The organism is Pseudonocardia sp. NPDC046786 (assembly GCF_040645415.1).
In the GTDB taxonomy this organism is placed as follows: Bacteria; Actinomycetota; Actinomycetes; order Mycobacteriales; family Pseudonocardiaceae; genus Pseudonocardia; species Pseudonocardia kongjuensis.
Genome location: NZ_JBEYYF010000011.1, coordinates 100,610 through 118,116, shown reverse-complemented (window position 1 = coordinate 118,116; position 17,507 = coordinate 100,610). Strand labels below are relative to the sequence as shown.

The window sequence follows — 17,507 nt, the reverse complement described above, 5'->3', positions numbered from 1 at the left end:
CGGACGAGAACATTCGCAGAAGGAGCACGACATGACCGGGAACACCCGGCAGGAGCGCATCGACGAGCTCGAGCGGCAGTGGGCGACCGACCCCCGGTGGGCCGGCATCACCCGCGGGCACAGCGCGGCCGACGTGGTGGCGCTGTCCGGCAGCGTCCAGGAGGAGCACACCCTGGCCCGGCTCGGCGCGGAGCGGCTCTGGCGGCTGCTGCACGAGCGCGACTACGTGCACGCGCTCGGTGCGCTGACCGGCAACCAGGCGGTGCAGAGCGTCCGGGCCGGCCTGGAAGCGATCTACCTGTCCGGCTGGCAGGTCGCCGCCGACGCGAACCTCGCCGGCCAGACCTACCCGGACCAGAGCCTCTACCCGGCCAACTCGGTCCCCGCGGTGGTGCGCCGGATCAACAACGCGCTGCTGCGTGCCGACCAGATCACCACCCTGGAGAACCGGGAGGACAGCGACCCGCACTGGCTGGCCCCGATCGTCGCCGACGCCGAGGCCGGCTTCGGCGGCCCGCTCAACGCCTTCGAGCTGATGAAGTCGATGATCGAGGCCGGCGCGGCCGGCGTGCACTGGGAGGACCAGCTCGCCTCCGAGAAGAAGTGCGGCCACCTCGGTGGCAAGGTGCTGATCCCGACCTCGCAGCACGTCCGGACGCTGAACTCGGCCCGCCTCGCCGCCGACATCGCCGGCGTCGGGTCGGTCATCGTGGCCCGCACCGATGCGCAGGCCGCGAACCTGATCACCTCCGACGTCGACGAGCGCGACCGGCCGTACCTGACCGGTGAGCGCACCGCGGAGGGCTTCTTCCGGGTCAGCGGTGGCCTGGAGCCGTGCATCACCCGCGGCCTGGCCTACGCGCCGTACGCGGACCTGCTGTGGATGGAGACCTCGGTCCCGGACCTGGAGCTGGCCCGCAAGTACGCCGAGGCGATCAAGGGCGAGTTCCCGGACCAGATGCTCGCCTACAACTGCTCGCCGTCGTTCAACTGGCGCCGCCACCTCGACGACGACACGATCGCCCGCTTCCAGCGCGAGCTCGGCGCGATGGGCTACGCGTTCCAGTTCATCACCCTGGCCGGCTTCCACGCCCTGAACCACTCGATGTTCGACCTTGCCAAGGGCTACGCGGCGAACGGGATGACCGCCTACGTCGCGCTGCAGGAGCGCGAGTTCGCCGCCGAGGCGCACGGCTACACCGCGGTCCGCCACCAGCGCGAGGTCGGCACCGGCTGGTTCGACGCGGTCTCCACCGCGGTCAACCCGGAGTCCTCGACGACCGCGCTGGGTGGGTCCACCGAGGCCGAGCAGTTCCAGCACTGATGAGCGGGATCGAGCGGGTCGGCGTCGTCGGCGCCGGTCAGATGGGTGCGGGCATCGCCGAGGTGTGCGCCCGCGCCGGGTGCGACGTCGTCGTGGTCGAGCAGGGCGGGGAGGCCGCCGAGGCGGGCCGCGAGCGGATCCGGGTCTCCCTGGACCGCGCGGTGGACCGGGGCAGGCTCACCGCGGCCGAGCGTTCGACCGCCGACGGGCTCGCTGACCACCTCGCCGCAGACCCGGGAGCGGGTGGAGGCCTTCGTCACCGGCACCCTCGGCAAGCAGATCGTCCGGGCAGCGGACCGGGCCGGGTTCGTGGTGAACGCGCTGCTGGTGCCCGGGCTGGACACGGTCGCCGCGATCGCCGAGTCGATGTACGCGGAGGACCGCGAGCCGCTGTACGCGCCGCCGCCGCTGCTGCGCCGGATGGTCCAGGCGGGCCTGCTGGGCCGCAAGGCCGGCCGTGGGTTCCACGCCTACCCCGAGTCCGGCGCCGCCGCCCGAACGACGGAGGAACACCGATGACCGAGAACGCCCGACGTGGCCTGGTCGGCGTCGTCGCCGACAGCACCGCGATCTCCGACGTCGACCCGGACCACAACCAGCTGCTCTTCCGCGGCTACCCGGCCGGGGAGCTGGCCCGGCAGCACACCTTCCTCGACGTCGTCGCGCTGCTGCTGTTCGGCGAGCTGCCGGACCCGGACGAGCGCGCCGAGCTGGACCGCCGGGAGCGGACCGGGCGCGCGCTCGATCCCGCGCTGGCCTCGCTGCTGGCCTCGCTGCCGGTCGACTGCCACCCGATGGACGTGCTGCGCACCGCGGTCAGCTGGATCGGCGCGTTCGACCCGGCCGCCGGGGACACCTCCCCGGAGGCGAGCCGGGAGAAGGCGGTCCGGCTGATCGCGCTGCTGCCGACCGTGGTCGCGCTGGACCAGCGCCGCCGCCGCGGGCAGCAGCCGATCGCGCCGCGTGCGGACCTGCCCTACGCGGAGAACTTCCTGCACATGACCTTCGGTGAGGTCCCGGAGCCCGAGATCGTGCGGGCCTTCGAGGTCTCGATGCTGCTCTACGCCGAGCACAGCTTCAACGCCTCCACGTTCGCCGCGCGGGTGGTCACCTCGACCAGGTCGGACCTCTACAGCGCGGTGGTCGCCGGGATCGGCGCGCTGAAGGGTGCGCTGCACGGCGGGGCGAACGAGGCGGTGATGGACCAGTTCGCCGAGATCGGCGACCCGGACGCGGTCGACGAGTGGCTCGCCGCCCGGATCGAGGCCGGGGACACGGTCATGGGCTTCGGCCACCGGGTCTACAAGCGGGGAGACTCCCGGGCGCCGGTGCTGCACCCGCACCTGCGCCGGACCGCGGAGCTGCGCGGCGGCCGCGGGCTGATGGCGTTCTACGAGGTGCTGGCCGGGGCGATGCTCCGGGACAAGGGCCTGCGGCCGAACCTCGACTACGCGGCCGGCCCGCTCTACCACCTCATCGGTTTCGACCCGCCCATGTTCGCCGCGCTGTTCGCGATGTCGCGGATCAGCGGTTGGGCCGCGCACGCCGTCGAACAGGCCGGCGACAACATCCTGATCCGCCCCGTCGCCACCTACGACGGTAAGGGAAAGCGGGAGGTGCCGGTCATTTCCTGAGTTCTGTCCGGAGATACTCCGAGAACCGGGAGGGTGGTCGCCCTTCCGGTTTTCGGCATGCCAATTTTCGCATTGATTGGCGTGTCGCTGGTCACGTATTCACTGGTAGTAGACATAGATGGACGTCCAACTTTATGGTCGACGTCGTTCACTGCTGCTGTGCGAAGGAGCTGTTGTGGCCGGGATAGATGTGTTCGAACACCGCCTGTCGGGAAAGCCCTGGCCGGGGTCGTCCGAGCGGTTCTCCGATGTGTACGACCCCAATCGAGGAACGGTCCGGGCGCGCGTCCGGCTCGCCGATGAATCCGATGTGGATGTCGCTGTGCGGGTCGCCGTCGAGGCCCAGCGGGAGTGGGCCACCTGGAACCCGCAGCGCCGGGCCCGGGTGCTGCTGCGGTTCCTGCAGCTGGCGAACCAGCACCACGACGAGCTGGCCGCGCTGCTCTCCGCCGAGCATGGCAAGACGCTGCCGGACGCCCGCGGTGACATCCAGCGCGGCCTGGAGGTGATCGAGTTCGCCGCCGGTGCCCCGCACCTGCTCAAGGGCGAGTACTCCACCGACGCCGGCGGCGGGATCGACGTCTACTCGATGCGTCAGCCGCTCGGCGTGGTCGCCGCGATCACCCCGTTCAACTTCCCGGCGATGATCCCGCTCTGGAAGCTCGGACCGGCGCTGGCCTGCGGTAATGCCGTCGTGCTCAAGCCTTCCGAGCGGGACCCCTCGGTCCCGATCCGGATCGCCGAGCTGTTCGACGAGGCGGGCCTGCCGCCCGGTGTGCTGGCCGTGCTGCACGGCGACAAGGTGGCGGTGGACGCGCTGCTCGTGCACCCGGACATCCAGGCGGTCGGCTTCGTCGGCTCCACCCCGATCGCGCAGTACGTCTATGCGACCGCCACCGCGCACGGCAAGCGCGCCCAGTGCTTCGGCGGGGCGAAGAACCACCTGATCGTCATGCCGGACGCCGATCTCGACCAGGCCGCCGACGCGATCTCGGGCGCCGCGTTCGGTTCCGCGGGCCAGCGTTGCATGGCCGTGTCGGTCGCCGTCCCGGTCGGCGAGGAGACGGCGGACGCGCTGGTCGCCAAGCTCGCCGAGCGGGCCCGGAACCTGACGATCGGCCGCTCCGACTCGGAGACCGCCGACCTGGGTCCGCTGGTCGGGGCGGATGCGGCGCAGCGGGTGACCGCGGCGATCGCGACCGGCGCCGAGGAGGGCGCCGAGCTGGTCGTCGACGGCCGCGGGATCACCCCGCCCGAGGGCGGCGAGGGTGGCTGGTTCGTCGGCGGCACGCTGTTCGACCGGGTCACCACCGACATGTCGCTCTACCGGGACGAGATCTTCGGTCCGGTGCTGTCGGTGGTCAGGGCCGCGGACTACGAACAGGCCCTGCGGCTGCCCAACGAGAACATCTACGGCAACGGCGTCTCGATCTTCACCCGGGACGGCGACGCGGCCCGGGACTTCGCCGCGCGGGTGAACACCGGGATGGTCGGGGTGAACGTACCGATCCCGGTGCCGATCGCACACCACACATTCGGCGGGTGGAAGGCCTCCGGATTCGGCGATCTCAACCAGCACGGACCGGATTCGTTCAAGTTCTACACCCGCACCAAGACCGTCACCTCGCGCTGGCCCTCCGGGATCAAGGACGGTCCCGATGCGCCTCTGCGCCCGCTCGCGGACGGTGCCTCCTTCGTGATCCCGACCATGTCATGAGTGCCGCACCCGCCGACCTGGCCGAGCTGACCGAGGAGCAGCGGGCACTGGTCGAGACCGCCGAGGCCTTCGCCGCCGAGTGGATCGCCCCGCACGCGGTGGAGTGGGACCGGGACAAGCACTTCCCGCTCAGCGTGCTGCGCGAGGCGGCCAAGCTGGGAATGGCCGGGCTCTACGTCGCCGAGGAACACGGCGGGACCGGGCTGAGCCGCTACGACGCGGTGCTGGTGTTCGAGGCGCTGGCGACCGGCTGCCCCTCGCTGGCCGGCTATCTGTCCATCCACAACATGGTCGCCGGCATGATCGACCGGCACGGCACCGCCGAGCAGCGGGCCCGGTACCTGCCCGCGCTGTGCACGATGGACGAGCCGGCCAGCTACTGCCTCACCGAGCCGGACGCCGGATCGGACGCGGCGGCGCTGCGCACCAGCGCCGTGCGCGACGGCGAGCACTGGGTGCTGGACGGCGTCAAGCAGTTCATCTCCGGGGCCGGGACGTCCGAGCGCTACCTGGTGTTCGCCCGCACCGGCGGGCCGGGCGCCGGCGGGATCACCGCGTTCCTGGTGCACCGCCACGCCCTGGAGTTCGGGCCGAACGAGGCCAAGATGGGCTGGAACGCCCAGCCCACCCGGCAGGTGGTGCTGCGGGGGGTCCGGGTGCCCGACACCGACCGGCTCGGCGACGAGGGCGGCGGGTTCCGGATCGCGATGGGCGGGCTGGACGGCGGGCGGCTGAACATCGCCGCCTGCTCGCTCGGCGGAGCCAGGTCCGCGCTGGACCGGGCGATCGCACACCTCGCCGACCGCCGCGCGTTCGGAGAGCCGCTGTCCGGCAGGCAGGGCCTGCGGTTCCGGGTGGCCGACGCGCACACCGAGCTGGCCGCCGCCCGGCTGCTGCTGCACCGGGCGGCGCGGGCCGCCGACGCGGGTGAGCCGGACGCCACCCGGCTCTGCGCGATGGCGAAGCGGCTGGCCACCGACACCGGTCACGAGGTCGCCGACGCGGCGCTGCAGTTGCACGGCGGCTACGGCTACCTGGCCGAGTACGGCATCGAGAAGATCGTGCGGGACCTGCGCGTGCACCGGATCCTCGAGGGGACCAACGAGGTCATGCGCGTGATCGTCTCCCGCGGACTGATGGGAGCGGAGTCATGAGCAGCGGGCCCACGAACGACGTGCGGGTCGAGCGCACCGGCGGGATCGGCCGGATCGTGCTGGACCGGCCGAAGGCGATCAACGCCCTCACCCACGAGATGGTGCTGACCATCGACTCCACCCTGCGCGCGTGGGCCACCGACGACGGCGTCGGCGCGGTGGTCCTGACCGGGGCCGGCGAGCGCGGACTGTGCGCGGGCGGTGACATCCGTGGCATCCACGCCGACGCGCAGGTGGGCGGCGCCGCCACCCGCGACTTCTGGCGCGACGAGTACCACCTCAACGCGCTGATCGGGCGCTACCCGAAGCCGTACGTGGCGGTGATGGACGGCCTGGTGATGGGCGGCGGCGTCGGTGTCTCCGGGCACGCGAGCCACCGGATCGTCACCGAGCGGACCCGGCTCGGCATGCCCGAGGTCGGGATCGGGCTGGTTCCCGACGTCGGCGGCACCTGGCTGCTGTCACGGGCGTCCGGTGAGCTGGGGCTCCACGCCGCGCTGACCGGGGCCGTGCTCGGGGCCGGCGACGCGCTCGCCATGGGTTTCGCCGACTGGTACCTGCCGACCGACACGCTCCCCGCGCTGATGTCCGCGCTGGCCGACCTGCGGGTCCCGGCCGCGGAGCTGCCCGAGGCGCTCGGCGGTCTGCTGCAGGACCTGGCCGAGCCCGAGCCGGAGCCGGAGCTGTCGGCGTACCGGTGGTGGATCGACCGGTGCTTCGAGGCCCGCACGGCGGAGGAGATCGTGCACCGGCTCGCCACGTCCGGGGTGTCGGAGGCGGAGGACGCCGCCAAGACGATCGGTCAGAAGTCGCCGTCCTGCGTGAAGGTCGCGCTGGCCGCGATCCGCAGGGCCCGGTCGCACCGCTGCCTGGAGGAGTCGCTGAACCAGGAGTACCGGGTCTCGCTGCGCTGCCTCGCCGCGCCGGATCTGGTGGAGGGCATCCGGGCCCAGGTGATCGACAAGGACCGCACACCGCGCTGGAACCCCGCGGTGCTCGAACAGGTGGACGACGTCACGGTCGAGGGCTACCTGGCCCCGCTGACCGACGTCGCCGAGCTGGGACTGGAAGGTGAACGATGAGCCGCATCGCCGTCGTCGGGCTGGGGAACATGGGCGGGCCGATGGCCGCCAACCTGGTCGCCGCGGGACACGCCGTCACCGGGTACGACCCGGTGCCGGCCGCCCGGGAGACCGCGGCCGGGACCGGGGTGGAGGTCGCGGGCAGCGGCCCGGACGCCGTCACCGGGGCCGAGGTGGTGATCACCATGCTGCCCAGCGGCAGGCACGTCACCGACGTCTACGCCGAGCTGCTGCCCGCGGCACCGGCCGGGGCGCTGTTCGTGGACTGCTCGACGATCGACGTCGGCTCGTCCCGGGCCGCGCATGCCGCCGCGGCCGCGGCCGGGCACCGCTCGGTCGACGCGCCCGTCTCCGGCGGGGTGGTCGGCGCGGAGGCCGGGACCCTCACCTTCATGGCGGGCGGCGAGCCCGGTGCCCTCGCCGCGGCCGAGCCGGTGCTGGCGGTGCTCGGCAAGCGCACCGTGCACTGCGGGGACCCGGGCGCCGGCCAGGTCGCGAAGATGTGCAACAACATGGTGCTCGGCGCGTCCATGATCGCGGTGGCCGAGGCGTTCGTGCTGGCCGAGCGGCTGGGCCTGGAACCGCAGGCCCTGTTCGACGTCGTCTCCACCTCGTCCGGGCAGTGCTGGGCGGTCAGCACCAACTGCCCGGTCCCCGGGCCGGTCCCGGCCAGCCCCGCCAACCGGGACTTCACCGGCGGGTTCGCCGCCCAGCTCATGCTCAAGGACCTGCGGCTGGCCCAGGACGCCGCCGCCGAGGCAGGGATCGAGCTGGCGATGGGCCGGCGGGCGACCGAGCGCTACACCGAGTTCACCGACCGCGACGACCGCGTGCAGGACTTCTCGGCGATCATCACCGACATCCGGAAGGGCGGCTGAGATGGGCGAGTACTCGACGATCGTGGTGAGCACCGCCGCCGAGGGGGTCGGCCTGGTCCGGCTGGACCGGCCCGAGGCGCTCAACGCGCTGAACCACCAGGTGATGACCGAGGTGGTCGACGCGGTACGGGCGTTCGACGCCGACCCGGTGATCGGCGCGGTGGTGATCACCGGATCGGAGCGGGCGTTCGCCGCCGGCGCGGACATCTCCGAGATGGCCGGGCTCTCGCACCGGGAGGTGACCGAGCAGGACCTGTTCGCGGGCTGGGACGGCCTGCGCGGACTGCGCACCCCGGTCGTCGCCGCGGTCGCCGGGCACGCCCTGGGCGGCGGCTGCGAGCTGGCGATGATGTGCGACCTGCTGATCGCCGCGGACACCGCCCGGTTCGGCCAGCCGGAGATCAAGCTCGGGGTGATCCCCGGGATGGGCGGATCACAGCGGCTGACCAGGGCCGTCGGCAAGGCCAAGGCGATGGACCTGTGCCTGACCGGGCGCACCATGGACGCCGAGGAGGCCGAGCGGGCCGGGCTGGTCAGCCGGATCGTCCCGGCCGCCGAGCTGGTGGACACCGCCGTCGAGGTGGCGGCGACGATCGCCGGGATGTCCCGGACCGCGGCCGCCGCCGCGAAGGAGGCCGTCGACGTGGTCTTCGAGTCCACCCTGGCCGAGGGGATCCGGTTCGAGCGGCGCACCTTCCACGCGCTGTTCGCGACGCCGGACCAGAAGGAGGGCATGGCGGCGTTCCTGGAGAAGCGCGCGCCCGACTACGGTCGGTGAGCCGCCGTGGGTGGCCCCGGTTCCGGCCGGGGCCACCCTTCCGGGTCACAGCACGACGAGCGGGCAGGTGGCGGTCGGGTGCTGCAGGACCGTCGCCGTCACCCCGTAGACCTCCCGGATCCGCTCGACCGTCAGCACCTCGGCCGGCGTGCCGGAGGCGACGGCCCGGCCGCCGTCGAGCAGCACCAGCCGGTGGCAGTAGCGGGCGGCCAGGTTCAGGTCGTGCAGCGCGACCAGGGTGGGCAGGCCGAGCTCGCCGACGAGCTCGAGCAGCGCCAGCTGGTGCGCGATGTCGAGGTGGTTGGTCGGCTCGTCCATCACCAGCAGCGCCGGCCGCCCGACCAGTGCCCGCGCGACCAGCGCCCGCTGCCGTTCGCCGCCGGAGAGCGTGTCCAGCCTGCGCCCGGCGAGCCGGGTCAGATCGAGCAGCTCCAGCGCGGCGTCGACCAGCGCGTGATCGAGATCGTCGTCGGCCTGCAGCGCGCGCTTGTGCGGCGAGCGGCCGGTGGCGACGATCTCCCGGACGGTGAGCGGGAAGTCGGTGGGCACGTCCTGCAGCACCACGCCGACCCGGCGGGCCACCTCGCGGGCGGGCGCCCGGCGCACGTCGGTGCCGTCCACCAGCACCCGGCCCGACGCCGGCCTGCCCACCCGGTAGACGGTGCGCAGCAGCGACGACTTGCCGCTGCCGTTCGGGCCGAGCAGGCCGACCACCTCGCCGGGGCCGACGGTCAGCGACACGCCGTCGACCAGGGTGGCGGTGCCCGCCGTGACCACGACGTCCTCGACGACCAGCGGGGTCACCGGGCCACCTCCCGGCGGCCGTCGCGGCGCAGCAGCCAGACGAAGAACGGCCCGCCGACCAGCGCCGTCACGATCCCCACCGGGATCTCCTCCGGGCTGATCACGGTCCGTGCGACCAGGTCGGCCAGCACCGTGAACACCGCGCCGACCAGCACCGCGACCGGCAGCGCCCGGCGGTGCGCCGAGCCGACCAGGAACCGCACCACGTGCGGCAGCATCAGCCCGACGAAGCCGATCACCCCGGACACCGCGACCGTCACCCCGACCAGCACCGCGACCACGACGAACACCCGCCTGCGGAACCGGTGCACGTCCACCCCCAGCGCGCCGGCGCTCTCGTCGCCGGCCAGCAGCAGATCCAGCTCGCGGGCCCTGGCCACCAGCAGGAACAGCCCGGCCACCAGCACCACCGCCGGGACGACGAGCAGGTCCCAGCGGGCGGAGCCGAAGCCGCCGAGCGTCCAGAACAGCACCTGCGAGGCGAGCATCGGGTTCGGCGCGGTGAGCACCAGCAGGCTGGTCAGCGCGGACAGCACCGATCCGACGGCGACGCCGCCCAGGATCAGCCGGAGCACGGTGATCCGGCCCGCCGAGCGGGCGATCGTCAGCACCACGGCGAGGGTGACGAGCGCGCCGCCGAAGGCCGCCACGTTCAGCGTGAGCGCCCCGGCGCCGAGCAGCCCGAACCGCATGACGACCACCGCGCCGGTGGCCGCGCCGGCCGAGACCCCGATGATCCCGGGCCCGGCCAGCGGGTTGCGCACCACGGCCTGCAGGACCATCCCGGCGACCGTCAGCGTCGCGCCGACCAGCGCGGCGAGCAGCACCCGGGGCAATCGGGTGTCGGCGACGATCAGGTCCTGCGCCCTGGTCCAGTCCGGCTCGGCGACCAGCGCCGGGCCGCCGAGCCGGTGCGCGAGGATCCGCCACGTCTGCGACCACGGCACCGCCACCGAGCCGGTGGCCAGCGCGAACCCGACCGCCGCGACGAGCAGCACGACCAGCCCGGCCAGCACGACCGGCAGCCCGAAGCGGCCGCTCGCGGCGCCGGGCCGGGAACCGGGACCGGGCGCCGGGAGCGGGCCGTCGCGCCGCAGCACGGCGACCAGCTCGGCGCGCCGGCTCACCGGAACCGGTCGGGATGCAGGTCGCGGGCGAGCTGCTCGACGGCGTCCACCGAGCGCGGGCCGGGCTGGGCGAGGGAGAGCCCGACGGTCGGGAACGCGTTCGTGGCCAGCGCGGGGACGTCGGCGAGCGCCGGGGTGGCCCGCAGCGTCTCGATCTTCGACTCGACGCTCGGCTCCAGGTAGTCGTAGATCAGGATCACCGCGGGGTGGCGCTGCGCGACCTGCTCCCAGGACACCTGCGGCCACCGCTCGTCGACGTCGTCGAACACGTTCCGGCCGCCGGCCCGCTCGATGATCTCGGTGAGGATGGCCTTGCCGCCCGCCGTGCGCGGCGCGTCGGCGCCGCTGTTGTAGACGAACACCGGGACCGGCTCGACGGTCCCGAGCTGCTCGGTGACGGCGTCCAGCCGGTCGCGCAACCCGGACACCGACTCGGCGGCCCGGTCCGGTACCCCGAAGACGGCGCCGATCCGGTCGATCTCGCCGAACAGGTCGTCGAAACCGGAGCGGCCGTCGCGACAGGACTCGGGATTGAGGTGGGTCCGGACACCGAGCTCGCCGAGCCGCTCCCTGGTGTGCCCCGACGACTCGGAGAATCCGTCCGGGTAACCGGCGTAGACGAAGTCCGGCTCCACGGCGAGCAGCTGCTCCAGCGACGGCTGCCCGGGGGCGATCACCGGGACCGAGCCGTAGGCCTCGGCGTACTGCTCGCCGATCGGCCGGTTCTTCAGGTACGCGGTCCCCACCATCGAGTCCTGCAGGCCGAGCTCCAGCATCAGCTCGGTCGCGTTGGAGGTGAGTGTGACGGCCCGGGCCGGGGGCGCGTCGTAGACGGTCTCGACACCGCAGTTGTCGTCGACGACCCGGAAGCCGTCGGCGATGCCCTCGGTGGTGGGGGAGTCCTGCACGGCGGCGCCGCAGCCGGCGAGGAACAGCAGCGAGGCGGCGGCGAGCGCGGCGCCCGGTGACGGTCGGGATAGGAACACCTGGCCAACCTATGAAAGATTGATCAGGTGTCCAGCTTGGAATGGGGTGTTCTGACCCACGCCGCCGGGCCGCGCGACTCGGCGACCGAGCTGGCCGACACCGTGCGGCTGGCGGTGCGCGCCGAGGAACTGGGATTCGGCTCGTTCTGGGTCGCCCAGCACCATCTCGGTGTCCAGCAGGGCCACGCGTCGTCGCCGCTGGTGGTGCTGGCGGCGGTCGCCGCGCGCACCGAGCGGATCGGGCTGGGGACCGCGGTCGTCGTCGGCGCGCTGGAGCATCCGCTGCGGCTGGTGGAGGACGCGGCGACGGTGGACGCGCTGAGCGGCGGGCGGCTGCAGCTGGGGCTCGGCGCGGGATCGGATCCCGGGGTGGCGGAGGTGTTCGGGATCCGGCCGCAGGACCGGCACGCGCGGCTGGACACGGCGCTGGACGCGCTCGCCGGGGCGGACGTGGTCCCCGCGGCGGGTGGGCTGCGGGACCGGCTCTGGCTGGCCACCTCGTCGGAGACGGGGGTGCGGACCGCCGCGGAGCGCGGCACCGGCCTGCTGTCCGGGCGCCGCTCCGGCCCCGCCGGCCCGGACGACGCGCGGTCCGCGGGCCTGCTCGCCCGGTTCCGGGCGGCCGGCGGGCGCCGGGTGGGCCTGTCCCGGCCGCTGGTCCCCGGGGCCTCCCGGGAGGAGGTCCGCGACCTGCTCGCGCCGCACATCGCGCGCTCCGGCCGGGACCCGGTGGCCCATCTGGCGGCCGGCAACGTCTACGCGGGCACCGAGGACGAGGTGGCCACCGGCCTCGCCGCGGACCCGTGCCTGCCGTACGCCACCCGGCTGCTGTGTCACGTCCAACCCGCCCGGCTGACCTTCGCCGAGCTCGATCCCATCCTGCGCCGCGTCGCCCGGCTGGCCCGGGGCTTCCGTGACGGGCCCGACCCGAGAGAGGACCACCGCCGTGCATCCACCGCCTGAACCGTCCGACCAGATGCGAGCGCAGGCCGAACGGCTGCGCGGCCCGGACGGCCGCTACCTGCTGCCGCCGACACCGGCGTCCGCGCCGTGGACCGGGGGCAGGCTGCTGCGGGTGGGACGGGCGTTCGCGCTGCTGCGCCAGGACACCTGGGCGCCGGACGCGTTGCAGCGGGCCGTCCTCGGCGACCACACCGGGACCCTGGACCGGGTGGTGCTGCCCGATCCGTCGACGCCGGGGGCGGCGGCATCGGTGGCCGAGCTGGTCCGGCTCGCCACCCGCTACACCGACGCGGACCGGCTGCCCGGCCGGACCCAGCTGGTCGTGCGCTGGCCGTCCGGGGACACCGGCACCGCCGCCGCGTTCGCCGCGGCCGGGCTGCGGCTGGACGCGCTGATGGGGGAGCGGGCGGCCGAGCCGCTGCCCGGCCACCCGGTGGCGGGCGTGACGGTCCGGATCGCCGCCCCCGCCGACGTGCCGGCCGTGGTCGATCTCGCGGTCGAGGAGACCCGCTATCACGTGGCGATCTCCCCGTTCACCCGGGACGTCGACGCGGTCCGCGGCTGGACCTCCGGCGCGGTGCTGGCCGCCGACCCGGCCCGTCCGGTGTTCGTCGCCGAGCGGGACGGCCGGGTCGTCGGCTACGCGGCCTGCGAGCTGGTCGACACCCCGGACGACGGCCTGGTGCACCCGCTCCCGCCGGGCCGGACCGGGCACCTGCGCTCGGTCGGGGTCACCGCCGCCGGGCGCGGCCGGGGCACCGGTACCGCGCTGGTGCACGCCGCCTGCACGGTGCTCGCCGGCGCCGGGGCCACCCGCTTCGGGCTGGGCTTCCTGCCGGGCAACCCGACCGCCGAGCCGTTCTGGCTGGGCCTGGGGTTCGTCCCGGTCCGCGGGGTGTGGTCGGCGATCGTCGCCGACCGGCCCGCGGCCCGGTGACGCCTGCCGCCGGGCCGGTTCAGGCCCGGCGGAACCGCGGGGCGCGTCGCTCCCGGAACGCCCGCACCGCCTCCCGGTGGTCCCGGCTGCGGATCAGTTCCGCGCACCGGGCCACCAGCTCGGCGCGAGCGGTCCGCCGGTCCTGGCCGGACAGCAACCCGGCCGGGCGGCCGCCGAGGGACAGCACCGCGACGTGCGGGCCGTCGAGCCGCAGCCGGACGCCGGCCGGGACACCGGTGGTGGTCACCGGGCGGGTACCTCACGGCGGGCCGGCCCCTCGTAGCTCGCCAGCGGGCGGATCAACGAGTTCGCGGCCAGCTGCTCGGTGATGTGCGCCGTCCAGCCGGTGATCCGGGCCATCACGAACAGCGGGGTGAACATCGGGATGTCGAAACCCATCAGGTGGTAGAGCGGACCGGCGGGATAGTCCAGGTTGGGGTACAGGCCCTTCTCCCGGTGCATCGCGGTGGCCAGCGCGGTGTGCGTGGCGAGCAGGCCGTGCGCCCCGGTGAGCTCGACGACCTCCTCCAGCGAGCACTGCAGGGTCGGGACCCGGGAGTCGCCGCGCTTGTAGACCCGGTGCCCGAAGCCCATGATCTTCCGCTTCCCGGCGAGCGCCCCGGCCAGCCAGTCCTGCGCCGACTCCGGGCCGTCGATCTCGGCGAGCATGTGCATGACGGCCTCGTTCGCGCCGCCGTGCAGCGGCCCCTTCAGCGCGCCGATCCCGGCGACGACGGCGCTGTACAGGTCGGACAGCGTCGAGGTCACGACGCGCGCGGTGAAGGTGGACGCGTTGAAGCTGTGTTCCGCGTAGAGGATCATCGAAATCTCGAACGCCCGCACCACCTCACGAGCCGGGACCTCGCCGAACGTCATGTGGAAGAAGTTCTCCGAGTACCCCAGCGACGGGTCCGGCGCGATCGGGTCCTGGCCACGGCGGCGGCGCTGGTCGATCGCGACCACCGTGGGCAGCGCCGCGAGCAGCCGCAGCGACTTCGTGGCGTTCGCCCCGGCGTCGTCCTCCCGGACGTCCTCCGCACCGAGCCAGCTCACCGCGGTACGCAGGGTGTCCATCGGATGGCAGGTGGTCGGTGTGGACATCAGCAGGGCTCGGAGGCTGCGGTCGATCGGGCGCAGCGCCCGCTCGCGCTCGGTCAGCGCGGCCAGCGCGGTGGCGTCCGGGAGCTCGCCGGTCCAGAGCAGGTGCGCGACCTCGAGGAAACCGCGGTGCGCGCACAGGTCCTGCACCGGGTAGCCGCGGTAGAGCAGCGAGTTGGTCTCGGAATCGACCTTCGAGATCGCCGTGGTGTCGGCGACGACGCCGGCCAGTCCCTTGTGCACCTCCGGCGGTGCGTCGGTGACGGTCATGACGGGTCCTCCTCCAGATATCCGGCGAGCCGCGCGTCGAATGCCGCGTACTCGTCGTATCCGAGCAGCTCGTAGAGCCTGCTCCGGGTCTGCATCCGCTCGACGACGCCCTGCTGGGAGCCGCTGCGGCGGATCTCGGCGAGCCCGGTCTCGGCGGCGCCCATCGCCAGCCGGAGCAGGGTCACCGGGTAGATGACGATGTTGATGCCGAGCTTCTCCAGGGTCTGCGCGGACAGCATCGGGCTCTTGCCGAACTCGGTCATGTTGGCCAACAGCGGGACGTCGAGCGCGTGCCGGAACGCGGCGTACTCGCGCTCGTCGGTCAGCGCCTCCGCGAAGACCATGTCCGCGCCCGAGTCCACGTAGGCCCTCGCCCGGTCGATCGCGGCGTCGAGGCCCTCGACGGCGCGGGCGTCGGTGCGGGCGCAGAGCACGAACGCGTCGTCCCGGCGGCCGCGGACGGCGGCCCGGATCCGGGTGCACATGTCCGAGGTGGACACCAGCTCCTTGCCCTCCAGGTGCCCGCACCGCTTCGGCTCGACCTGGTCCTCCAGGTGGCATCCCGAGATGCCTGCGTCCTCGAAGGCCCGGATCGTCCTGGCCACGTTCGCCGGGCCGCCCCAGCCGGTGTCGGCGTCGACCAGGGTCGGCAGATCGGTGCTGCGGGTGATCGTGGCGGCCCGCGCGGCGACCTCGGTGGCCGTGGTCAGGCCGACGTCGGGCAGCCCCAGCTCGGCGGACAGCACCGCCCCGGACACGTACACGCCGTCGAAGCCCTGCTCGGCGATCAGCATCGCCGACAGCGCGTTGAAGGCGCCGGGGAACTGCAGCAGCCTGCCATCGGCCAGTGCCTCGCGGAACGCGACCCGCCGCTGGTGCGCGGTGCTGCTCGATCCGAGCATGCTCAGAACACCCCGCGCCCGGGGGCCACGGCCAGATCGGGGAGCACCACCGTCAGCTCGCCCAGGTCCGCGGCCGACAGCTCCGGCAGGCGCAGCGCGTGGTCCAGGAAGCGATCCTGCTCGACCCGGTCGACGACGTCGCGGGACAGGTCCCGGAACTTGCCGACGTAGGCGTCCCGGCCGAACGGGCGGGCGCCGAGCGGGTGCGCGTCGGCGACGGCGATCTCGTCGGTCAGCGTGGAACCGTCGGTGAAGGTGACCTCGACCCGGCCGCCGAACGCCTTCTCCGCCGGGTCGTGCGAGTGGTAGCGCCGGGTCCACTCCGGGTCCTCGACGGTGGAGATCGCGTGCCAGAGCCCGACCAGCTCGTCGTCGGCCGCCCGGTGCGGCGGGTAGGAGCGCTCGTGATGGAAACCGCCGTCGAGCAGTGCGACCGCGACGATGTAGGGGATCGAGTGGTCCAGGGTCTCCCGGGAGGCCTTCGGGTCGTACTTCTGCGGGTCGCCGGATCCGGAGCCGATCACGTAGTGCGTGTGGTGGCTGGTGTGGATGACGATGCTGCGCACCTGTCCGGGGCCACCCGCCTCGCGGATCCGCGGGCCGAGGCGGCGGGCCAGGTCGATCAGCGCCTGACTCTGGTACTCCGCCGAGTGCTCCTTGGTGTAGGTCTGCAGGATCGCCTGCGGCGCCTCGCCGCGGACCGGGAGCGCGACGGTGTACCCGGCGTCCGGCCCGTCCAGCATCCAGGCGATCACGCCGTCCTCGCCCTCGTAGATCGGCGACGGCGCACCCTCGCCGAGCATCGCCCGGTCCACGGCCTCGATCCCGACCTTGCCCGCGAACGCCGGGGCGAATGCTTTCCAGGACGAGATCTCGCCCTTGCGCGACTGCCGGGTCGCGGTCGTGGTGTGCAGGGCCTGCTGCACCGCCTGGTAGGTGACCTCGGTCGGCAGGTCGAGCAGCGCGCCGATGCCCGCGGCCACCGACGGGCCGAGGTGCGCCACGTGGTCGATCTTGTGCGAGTGCAGGCAGATCCCGGTGACCAGGGCGACCTGCACCTCGTAGGCGACAGCGATCGCCCTGGTCAGCGCGGCCCCGTCGGCGCCGGTGTGCTGGGCCACCGCCAGCAGCGGCGGGATGTTGTCGCCCGGGTGCGAGTAGTCGGCCGCCAGGAAGGTGTCGTGGTAGTCCAGCTCGCGCACGGCGACGCCGTTGGCCCAGGCCGCCCACTCCGGGGAGACCCGCTCGCGGGTACCGAAGACGACCGCGCCCGTCCGGTCCTGCGCCGCGGCGTGCCGCAGCGCCTGCGCGCGGGCCGCGACGACCGGTCCGCGGTTCACCGATGCGGTCGCCACGCCGGCGTTGTCGATCAGCCGGTTGACCACCATGTCGGCCACCTCGGTGGGCGGCTCGACGCCGTCCGCGGCGACCTCGGCGATCTTCCAGGCCAGCTGGTCGGCCCGGGCGAGGTTCTCCTCGCTGCGGTGCACCCGGACCTTGTGGTCGACGGTCATGCGATCTCCTCACTCATGATCGGGTAGGTCTTCGAGGGGTAGCGGTGGAGCCCCATCCGGTTCAGCAGGGCAGGTGGGACGAACTGGGGTTCCCGGCATTCCGCGTGCATCGCCTCGGCGACGGTGCGGACGGTGTCGAGCCCCACCAGATCGGCGAGCTCGAGCGGTCCCATCGGGTGCGCACACCCGCCCCGCATGCCGGCGTCGATCTCCTCGGCGGTCGCGACACCGCTCTCGACCAGCCGGATCGCGGACAGCAGATAGGGCACCAGCAGGGTGTTGACCACGTACCCGGCGCGGTCCGGGACGCGCAGCGTGCGCCGGCCGAGCACCCGGGTG

Annotated in this window: 17 protein-coding genes and 1 pseudogene; 10 read left to right on the top strand and 8 right to left on the bottom strand. The window is 73.5% G+C overall.

Annotated elements, in window-relative coordinates:
• Nucleotides 1-31 precede the first annotated feature (31 nt).
• From aceA to ABZ881_RS15940, 8 genes and pseudogenes are all read left to right on the top strand, one after another.
• Complete coding sequence (aceA, locus tag ABZ881_RS15975) at nt 32-1,324, top strand: isocitrate lyase (RefSeq protein WP_358485226.1); 1,293 nt, start codon at nt 32-34, stop codon at nt 1,322-1,324.
• Nucleotides 1,324-1,843 (top strand): annotated as a pseudogene (locus tag ABZ881_RS15970) (3-hydroxyacyl-CoA dehydrogenase NAD-binding domain-containing protein). Before aceA ends, ABZ881_RS15970 begins: the two are co-directional and overlap by 1 nt.
• Nucleotides 1,840-2,958 (top strand): bifunctional 2-methylcitrate synthase/citrate synthase, encoded by a 1,119-nt coding sequence (locus tag ABZ881_RS15965; protein WP_358485224.1) that lies wholly within the window; start codon nt 1,840-1,842, stop codon nt 2,956-2,958. Before ABZ881_RS15970 ends, ABZ881_RS15965 begins: the two are co-directional and overlap by 4 nt.
• Nucleotides 2,959-3,148: 190 nt before the next feature.
• The gene (locus ABZ881_RS15960) at nt 3,149-4,675 is read left to right on the top strand and encodes a CoA-acylating methylmalonate-semialdehyde dehydrogenase (RefSeq protein WP_358485340.1); all 1,527 of its coding nucleotides are present in this window, start codon (nt 3,149-3,151) and stop codon (nt 4,673-4,675) included.
• Nucleotides 4,672-5,829 (top strand): acyl-CoA dehydrogenase family protein, encoded by a 1,158-nt coding sequence (locus ABZ881_RS15955; RefSeq protein ID WP_358485222.1) that lies wholly within the window; start codon nt 4,672-4,674, stop codon nt 5,827-5,829. The genes ABZ881_RS15960 and ABZ881_RS15955 overlap by 4 nt, the downstream gene beginning before the upstream one ends.
• Nucleotides 5,826-6,911, top strand: a complete 1,086-nt coding sequence (locus ABZ881_RS15950; protein ID WP_358485220.1) for an enoyl-CoA hydratase/isomerase family protein — start codon at nt 5,826-5,828, stop codon at nt 6,909-6,911. The genes ABZ881_RS15955 and ABZ881_RS15950 overlap by 4 nt, the downstream gene beginning before the upstream one ends.
• Complete coding sequence (mmsB, locus tag ABZ881_RS15945) at nt 6,908-7,789, top strand: 3-hydroxyisobutyrate dehydrogenase (protein WP_358485217.1); 882 nt, start codon at nt 6,908-6,910, stop codon at nt 7,787-7,789. Before ABZ881_RS15950 ends, mmsB begins: the two co-directional genes overlap by 4 nt.
• Nucleotide 7,790: 1 nt before the next feature.
• Nucleotides 7,791-8,567 carry an enoyl-CoA hydratase gene (locus ABZ881_RS15940; RefSeq protein WP_358485216.1) on the top strand — a complete coding sequence of 259 codons (777 nt, stop codon included), beginning with the start codon at nt 7,791-7,793 and terminating at the stop codon, nt 8,565-8,567.
• A 45-nt stretch (nt 8,568-8,612) separates the two neighbouring features.
• On the opposite strand, the gene ABZ881_RS15935 is transcribed toward ABZ881_RS15940, so the two are convergent.
• From ABZ881_RS15935 to ABZ881_RS15925, 3 genes are read right to left on the bottom strand one after another with little or no spacing between them, the layout of a single operon-like run.
• Nucleotides 8,613-9,371, bottom strand: coding sequence for an ABC transporter ATP-binding protein (locus ABZ881_RS15935; protein WP_358485214.1), 759 nt, complete (start codon nt 9,369-9,371; stop codon nt 8,613-8,615).
• A complete protein-coding gene (locus ABZ881_RS15930; RefSeq protein WP_358485213.1) occupies nt 9,368-10,498 on the bottom strand; it encodes an iron ABC transporter permease in 1,131 nt (376 codons plus the stop codon). Before ABZ881_RS15930 ends, ABZ881_RS15935 begins: the two co-directional genes overlap by 4 nt.
• Complete coding sequence (locus tag ABZ881_RS15925) at nt 10,495-11,484, bottom strand: ABC transporter substrate-binding protein (RefSeq protein ID WP_358485210.1); 990 nt, start codon at nt 11,482-11,484, stop codon at nt 10,495-10,497. Before ABZ881_RS15925 ends, ABZ881_RS15930 begins: the two co-directional genes overlap by 4 nt.
• 36 nt (nt 11,485-11,520) lie before the next feature.
• Between ABZ881_RS15925 and ABZ881_RS15920 the strand changes: the two genes are divergently transcribed.
• Nucleotides 11,521-12,447, top strand: a complete 927-nt coding sequence (locus ABZ881_RS15920) for an LLM class flavin-dependent oxidoreductase (protein WP_358485209.1) — start codon at nt 11,521-11,523, stop codon at nt 12,445-12,447.
• A gap of 13 nt (nt 12,448-12,460) precedes the next feature.
• A complete protein-coding gene (locus tag ABZ881_RS15915) occupies nt 12,461-13,384 on the top strand; it encodes a GNAT family N-acetyltransferase (protein ID WP_358485207.1) in 924 nt (307 codons plus the stop codon).
• Between the two features lie 19 nt (nt 13,385-13,403).
• Here ABZ881_RS15915 and ABZ881_RS15910 read toward each other — a convergent pair whose 3' ends face one another.
• The 5 genes from ABZ881_RS15910 to ABZ881_RS15890 are packed head-to-tail and all read right to left on the bottom strand — an operon-like array spanning nt 13,404 to nt 17,437.
• The gene (locus ABZ881_RS15910; protein WP_358485205.1) at nt 13,404-13,631 is read right to left on the bottom strand and encodes a hypothetical protein; all 228 of its coding nucleotides are present in this window, start codon (nt 13,629-13,631) and stop codon (nt 13,404-13,406) included.
• Nucleotides 13,628-14,752 carry a bifunctional 2-methylcitrate synthase/citrate synthase gene (locus ABZ881_RS15905; RefSeq protein WP_358485203.1) on the bottom strand — a complete coding sequence of 375 codons (1,125 nt, stop codon included), beginning with the start codon at nt 14,750-14,752 and terminating at the stop codon, nt 13,628-13,630. The genes ABZ881_RS15910 and ABZ881_RS15905 overlap by 4 nt, the downstream gene beginning before the upstream one ends.
• Nucleotides 14,749-15,654, bottom strand: coding sequence for a methylisocitrate lyase (gene prpB / locus ABZ881_RS15900; protein WP_358485200.1), 906 nt, complete (start codon nt 15,652-15,654; stop codon nt 14,749-14,751). The genes ABZ881_RS15905 and prpB overlap by 4 nt, the downstream gene beginning before the upstream one ends.
• Nucleotides 15,655-15,656: 2 nt before the next feature.
• Nucleotides 15,657-17,168, bottom strand: a complete 1,512-nt coding sequence (locus ABZ881_RS15895; RefSeq protein WP_358485199.1) for an MmgE/PrpD family protein — start codon at nt 17,166-17,168, stop codon at nt 15,657-15,659.
• Nucleotides 17,165-17,437 (bottom strand): 3-hydroxyacyl-CoA dehydrogenase family protein, encoded by a 273-nt coding sequence (locus ABZ881_RS15890; RefSeq protein WP_358485339.1) that lies wholly within the window; start codon nt 17,435-17,437, stop codon nt 17,165-17,167. The genes ABZ881_RS15895 and ABZ881_RS15890 overlap by 4 nt, the downstream gene beginning before the upstream one ends.
• Nucleotides 17,438-17,507 lie beyond the last annotated feature (70 nt).